This is a genomic window from Clostridium sp. ATCC BAA-442 (genome assembly GCF_964239415.1).
Lineage (GTDB): Bacteria > Bacillota > Clostridia > Oscillospirales > Oscillospiraceae > Flavonifractor > Flavonifractor plautii.
Genome location: NZ_CAXSQB010000073.1, coordinates 1 through 5,771 on the forward strand (window position 1 = coordinate 1; position 5,771 = coordinate 5,771).

Annotated in this window: 7 protein-coding genes; all 7 read right to left on the minus strand. The window is 66.5% G+C overall.

Going from position 1 to position 5,771, the window contains the following annotated elements; translation table 11 throughout:
- Nucleotides 1-366: V-type ATP synthase subunit E family protein (locus ACESY8_RS18465; RefSeq protein ID WP_498794925.1), on the minus strand; the 366-nt coding region annotated here is incomplete at its 3' end.
- A gap of 12 nt (nt 367-378) precedes the next feature.
- Complete coding sequence (locus ACESY8_RS18470) at nt 379-873, minus strand: V-type ATP synthase subunit K (protein ID WP_007490180.1); 495 nt, start codon at nt 871-873, stop codon at nt 379-381.
- Nucleotide 874: 1 nt separating this feature from the next.
- Nucleotides 875-2,899: a V-type ATP synthase subunit I gene (locus tag ACESY8_RS18475; protein WP_498794926.1), complete on the minus strand. Its 2,025-nt coding sequence runs from the start codon at nt 2,897-2,899 to the stop codon at nt 875-877.
- Nucleotides 2,886-3,212 (minus strand): hypothetical protein, encoded by a 327-nt coding sequence (locus tag ACESY8_RS18480; RefSeq protein ID WP_035301330.1) that lies wholly within the window; start codon nt 3,210-3,212, stop codon nt 2,886-2,888. Before ACESY8_RS18480 ends, ACESY8_RS18475 begins: the two co-directional genes overlap by 14 nt.
- Before the next feature lie 201 nt (nt 3,213-3,413).
- The gene (locus ACESY8_RS18485) at nt 3,414-4,445 is read right to left on the minus strand and encodes a putative glycoside hydrolase (RefSeq protein ID WP_226917095.1); all 1,032 of its coding nucleotides are present in this window, start codon (nt 4,443-4,445) and stop codon (nt 3,414-3,416) included.
- Nucleotides 4,446-4,515: 70 nt separating this feature from the next.
- Nucleotides 4,516-4,959 carry a MarR family winged helix-turn-helix transcriptional regulator gene (locus ACESY8_RS18490; RefSeq protein ID WP_007490185.1) on the minus strand — a complete coding sequence of 148 codons (444 nt, stop codon included), beginning with the start codon at nt 4,957-4,959 and terminating at the stop codon, nt 4,516-4,518.
- Between the two features lie 42 nt (nt 4,960-5,001).
- Nucleotides 5,002-5,631, minus strand: a complete 630-nt coding sequence (locus ACESY8_RS18495; RefSeq protein ID WP_054339364.1) for an S-layer homology domain-containing protein — start codon at nt 5,629-5,631, stop codon at nt 5,002-5,004.
- Nucleotides 5,632-5,771: the final 140 nt, after the last annotated feature.

Sequence of the window (5,771 nt, forward strand, 5' to 3'; positions counted from 1 at the left end):
AATGACCTCCTCCCGTCCCGTGGACGACGCCTTCGCCGCCAGCCCCGCCAGCAGCCCTACGTATTCCCCGTCCGGCAGGCTTGTCAGCCGCTCCATGGCCCTGTCGTAGGCCTTGGCCAGCATCTCCTGCTTGGCGGCCAGCTCCAGCTTGCGGGCGTCCAACTGGGCCACGCTGGCAAGCCGCGCCTGGCGCTCCTCCGCGCTGCGGCGGCCGCGGGCCGCGATCTCCTCCGCCTCCCGCCGGGCCTGAGCCTCGTAGCGGGCGGTGATCTCGTCGGCCTGCCGCCGGGCCTCGGCCCGGATGGCGGCGATCTCCGCCTCGGTGTCGGCCGCAATGCGCCCGGTGATTTTCTCAATTCCGTCCATAGCCGCCTCCGCTCAGAAGCCGAACATGATCATCAGGAAGGAGATGAGCAGGGACAGGATGGCGTAGAACTCCACGATGATACACAGCACCATGCCCTTGGACCAGTCGTTGGGGTTCTTGGCCACAATGTTGACCGAGGCGGCGGCCACCCGGCCCTGGGCGATGCCGGAGAGCAGGCCGCCGATGGCCATGGGCAGGCAGGCGGCCAGAATCAGCAGGCCGTTGGCGATGGACAGCTCGGCCACGGTGCCGTCGAACAGGCCCATTTTCATCAGGGCCAAAAAGCCGATGACCAGCCCGTACAGGCCCTGGGTGCCGGGGATGACCTGCAGGATCATACACTTGGAGAACTGGGAGGGGTCCTCGGCCAGCAGGCCGGCGCCCGCCTCACCGGCGATGCCGGTGCCCTTGGCGGAGCCCACACAGGCCAGGCCGGCGGCGAGCGCCGCGCCCAGGAAGCCAAAGAACGCACCCGCGTACTGGGTCAGAAATTCACCGATCGTCATGTTATTGTTCCTCCTTAATATCGACAAACTTGGTCGCAATGTTCAGGGGCCGCCAGGGGCGTCCGCCCTCCTTGTAGAACTGCTTGAAGAACTCCAGATATTGCAGGCGGGACGTGTGCACGTAGGTGCCGATCACGTTCAGGCCGATGTTGAAGGCGTGGCCCACAATAAAAATCACGAAGAAGATGGGAATCCCCACCGCCGGGGGCAGGCCGCCGCCGGGCATGGCGCCCAGGATGTTGAACACCTGCCCGATCACCGAGCCGGCCAGCATCATGACCATCAGGCGGGAGTAGGAGAGGATGTCCCCAAAGTACCCCGTCACGCCGTTGTAGACCGCGCCGATCACCGCCGTCACCTTGCCGAAGCCCTTGGCGCTGCGGCCCTGGGCCAGCAGCATCAGGCAGCCCAGCACCAGCACCACGGGGATGCCGGCCACGCTGCCCACGGAGGAAACGCCGGTCAGGTTCAGGGCAAACAGCCCGATGCCCGCAAAGATCACCCACCAGGTGCCGACGTCCCACACGGCGTCCCACACCTGGCCGTCCCGGCAGAGCATCCAGAACTTGACCGCCATGCCCACCACGATCTGCACGAAGCCCACCGCCAGGGCAAAGACCAGCACGGTCATAGGGTCCTCCATCACGTTGAGCAGAGGGGCGGGCAGGCCGCTGCCCTCCGGCACGGAGAGGAAGGGGACGGCCGGCTGGGGCAGGCCCAGCATGCCGGTGAACTGCACCAGAAAGTCGGAGAAAAATCCGCCGGTCAGCAGCCCGATCACCGCCGACGAGACGCCGCACATGGTCATCAGCCGGATGAGCTGGCCGAAGCCGCCCTTCGGCCGCACCTTATGCTGGATGAACAGGCAGGCGCCCGCCAGAAGCAGGCCGTAGCCCAGATCCGCAAACATGAAGCCGAAGAAGAAGATATAGAACGGGGCCATCAGGCCGTTGGGATCCACCCCGTCGTAGGCGGGCAGGGAGTACATCTCCGTGATGGTGGTCAGCGGCTCGGTGATGGCGTTGCTCTTGAGCTTGACGGGCACCACCGGGTAGTCCTCCGGCGCCGGGTCGGACGTCTCCCAGCAGCAGGTGAACTCCCCCAGCTTGCGCAGCAGCTTCTCCTCCTCGGGCACGGGCACCCACCCGTCCAGGTAGAAGGCCGTCCCGGAGTCCAGCAGGCGGCTCTTGGCCTCCTCCCGGGCGATCTCCTGGACCGCCCGGTCCAGGCACAGCTCCAGCGCCGCCCGCCTGGGGGCGAAGCCGGCCACCGCGGCAATGGCCTCCTCCAGTGTACGGGCGGCCTCCGCCTGCCCGGCCTCCAGCCGTTTGTCGTTCTCGGCCGCCGTTCCGGTCCAGCCCCGCAGGCCCGCCCGGGAGAAGCCGTACTCCTTGAGCACCTCCTGGCAGGCCTCCTCCGCGCTGCGGTGGCAGAGGAACACCAGGTATTGCAGCTGCGTGTCCGCCCCGGCCCGGAGCACCTGGGTCAGCTCGCTTTTCTCCGCCAGCTCCCGCTCCAGCGCATCCAGATCGGCGGAGGCGGCCACGGTGCCGAAGGACACCGCCACCTCCGGGGTAGAGGCCGTCTCCAGCGGGATGTCCAGCGCCAGCCAAGGCGCCAGAGCCAGCCGCTGGGTGCGCAGCTTGTTCTGCTCGGCATAGAGGGCGGTGATCCGCCGCTCCAGCTCCCCCAGCCGCCCGGCATCCGCCAGGCCGGCCTCATAAGCCGCGTCGTCAAAGAGCTCCCCCTCTGTGACCACCGGCCGGGGCTTGAGCAGCCCGCCCTTCTGCTTGGGGCCGTATTTTTTCAAGGTTTTGAGCGCCCCCTCCACACGGGCCCGCGCGTCCCGGGCCGCGTTCAGCGCCCCGGGGTCCGGCCGCGTCAGGGCAGCCCACTCCGGGTCGTCCCCCAGATGGGGCGGCTCGTCAATCTCCACACAGCCCATGTGCTGAAGCAGCCGCAGCAGGCTCTCCCGCTCGGCCTGCATGCCGATAAGCCGCAGCCGCTTCATTTTAACAATGGACATTCGTTTTCACTACCCTTCTCACGATGCTCTCAGCGGCGTCCGCCAGGCGGGCCTCCGCCTGGGCCCGCAGGGCGTCGCAGGATTTCCGGGTCTGGGCCATCACCTCCGACGCGTGTTCGGCCGCCTTGGCCTCAGCCTGCCGCATCAGCTCCCTCGCCTGGGCCTCTGCCTGGGCGCGGGCCTCCGCCAAGCGGGCCTTCCCCGCCCGTTCCGCCTCGGCCACCAGCCGTTTGGCCTCCGCCTGGGCCTCCGCCCTGCGGGCCCGGTTGGCCTCCTCGGCCTCGGTCACCTGCTTCATTGCTTCCAGAGACATGCTCTCACCGCCTTTCTCTATCATCCGGGTCGCCCGAAACAAATTTTCCCGATGATATATGAATGATACTTCAAATCGGAGAGAATTTCAAGTTTAAAATTATAAGTTTACTTTTTAACATATTTCGTTTTCCTTCTGCCTCTTCCGCTGGGAGCCGACGAAAAAAGCGGACGCATAGGGCTATGCGTCCGCTTTTGGGCATTATTCGCCTGTCATGGCCAGCACGGCCCAGTCCTCCCGGGCCTGCCCCGCCTGCTCCAGCACGGGCACCACCGGGGTCTGGTTCAGCCGGGGCAGGGTCTCCCCCTCCCCCAGGCGCACCAATACGCGGTCGGCGCGCTCCAGCAGAGCGGCGGTCTGGCCGCTCTCCACCGCCCCGCCTGCGGCGGCGGAGGCGGTGGTCACCAGGGACACCTTTACCTCCGGGAACTCCGCCAGTCCGGCGCGCACCTCCTCGAGAAAGACCTCCAGCGCGGCGGTCCGGCCGTCAGCGGGATAGTTGGCATCGGCCTTAATCCACCCCAGTTCCCCGTCGGTGGGGAAGGCCCAGTTGTCCAGCAGGATCTCATCAAAGCCCAGGGCCGCCAACTCCCGGCACACGCCCACCACATATTGGCGGGCGCTCTCATTGGCCGGGCTGAGCCAGCGGGTATCGCCGCTGTCCCGCCAGTTGCCCGCGTTGGTGTGGATGGCCAGAGACATGTCGCTGCGGGGCACAAGGTTGTCCCGGAAGCAGGACACCCGGGCCACGGTATACACCTCTCCGCCGTTGAGGAGCTGGATGGCCGCGTTGAGGGCCGGGTCGGCGGCGGATGCCTCCGCCTGGATGGCCAGGGCCAGCCCGGAGATATAGCCCAGGCTGCCGTCGTCCGCCTTCATGTCAAAGAGAGCGGCGGTGGCGCCGGCCGCCTCCACCTGCTGGGCGGCGGTGCCGTCATAGAGGGCGGAATTGGGCAGCAGAATCCCCCGGAAGTCCTCCTCCGGTTCCGGTGTGGGTGTGGGCTCCGGCGTGGTCACCACCACCGGGGCGCCCGTAGCAGGCGCCGGCTCCTTCTGCTGGAAAAAGGGCAGATTGATTTTAATGCCGTTGGCAGAGTAGTCGATGTATGGCTCGAGCCACAGCAGAGCACCCACCGCCACCGCCAGCACGACCAGCAGCAGGACAATCAGCACTTTCAAAAAGGTGCGGACGCGGCTGCGTCCGTGGTAGGAATCGTATCCGTTGCGCCTCACCGGCGTCCCCCCTCTTCGCGGCATTCACCCGGCCACGCCTGAATAGCTTGGCCGTTTTTTGCCCGTTCTATCACGGTCCGGACTGCTCTGTCCCAGCCTGAAGCAGCGCGTCGTCCAGCTTCTGGAAAGCGGCGGCGATCATGGCCCGGTCCTCCTGGCTCATGCCGCTGAGCAGGGAGCTGAAATATCCGCTCACGTCAGTGGCCGCCTTGGCCCGCAGGGCGTTGTACTTCTCCGTAGCGCAGACATAGATCACCCGCCGGTCCGTCTCGCTGCGCTGCCGTCTGGCCAGCCCCAGCTTTTCCAGCCGGTCCACAATGCCCGACACCGTGCTGTTGGCGCTTCCGGTGCGCTCGGCCAGGGCGCTGATGGGTACCGGCCCATCCTCCCCCAGCACCGTGAGCACCAGGGCCTGGGGAAAGGTCAGGTCCAGCCGGCCGAAGTGGCTGCGGAACTGCTGGGACATGTGCTGTGTCACCCGCAGATAGGACATGAAAATATTGGGCTGTTCCATCGGTCAATGCTCCCTCCTGTTACGCGCATCCACAGAACCGCCTCAGCCCATGGCCTGGGTGGTAAGGCGCTGGAGAATCACGGCCAGTTGGGCGCGGGTAGCCACGCCGCCGGGCAGCAGCCTGCCGCCGTCCCCCTCCAGCCAGCCCATGCCCACCGCGTGGCGCATGCTCTCCACCGCCCACACGCCGGTCATGTTGGCGTCGGAGTACAGGTTGAGGGAGCCCTCGGCCAGCGGCACGCCCCGATATTGGTCATAGCGGGTGAGGAAGGCCGCCAGCTCCTGGCGGGTGACGGGTTGATCGGGCTTGAAGTCCCCCCGGCTGTCGCCGTTGGCAATTCCGTTCTCCTTGGCCCAGGCCACCGGCTGGGCATACCACGCCTCGGGGGACACGTCCCCAAAGGAGACGGTGGCCGTGGGGGCCGGCGAACCCTCCATCCGCCACAGCACGGTCACTACCGTGGCCCGGGTCACGTTGGCGGTAGGGGCGAACTGTCCCTTGCTCACGCCGGTCATATAGCCCTTCTCGGTCACCTCATTGACCGCCGCCTCATACCACGCCCCGCCGGGCACATCTGTATACCCGCCCGCGGCTGCCGCGGGCAGGGCCAGGCTGGCACACAGACACAGGGTACAGGCCAGCGCCGTCCATCGCTTTTTCAAGGCATTCACTCCCAATCTTGTTAGGCTGTCCCCATTCTACGACATGGATTTTACAAATGTGTGAACAACCGCTGAATAAAACGCCCGCCGCCCTGCAAAAACGCCCCCACAGCCGGGCGCACAACGAAAGAGGGGCGGGGGTTTTATTC

Excerpts from the sequence above, each read along its gene's own strand:
- ACESY8_RS18475 (WP_498794926.1), bottom strand. The coding sequence starts at position 2,899 with ATGTCCATTGTTAAAATGAAGCGGCTGCGGCTTATCGGCATGCAGGCC.
- ACESY8_RS18490 (WP_007490185.1), bottom strand. The coding sequence starts at position 4,959 with ATGGAACAGCCCAATATTTTCATGTCCTATCTGCGGGTGACACAGCAC.
- ACESY8_RS18470 (WP_007490180.1), bottom strand. The coding sequence starts at position 873 with ATGACGATCGGTGAATTTCTGACCCAGTACGCGGGTGCGTTCTTTGGC.
- ACESY8_RS18480 (WP_035301330.1), bottom strand. The coding sequence starts at position 3,212 with ATGTCTCTGGAAGCAATGAAGCAGGTGACCGAGGCCGAGGAGGCCAAC.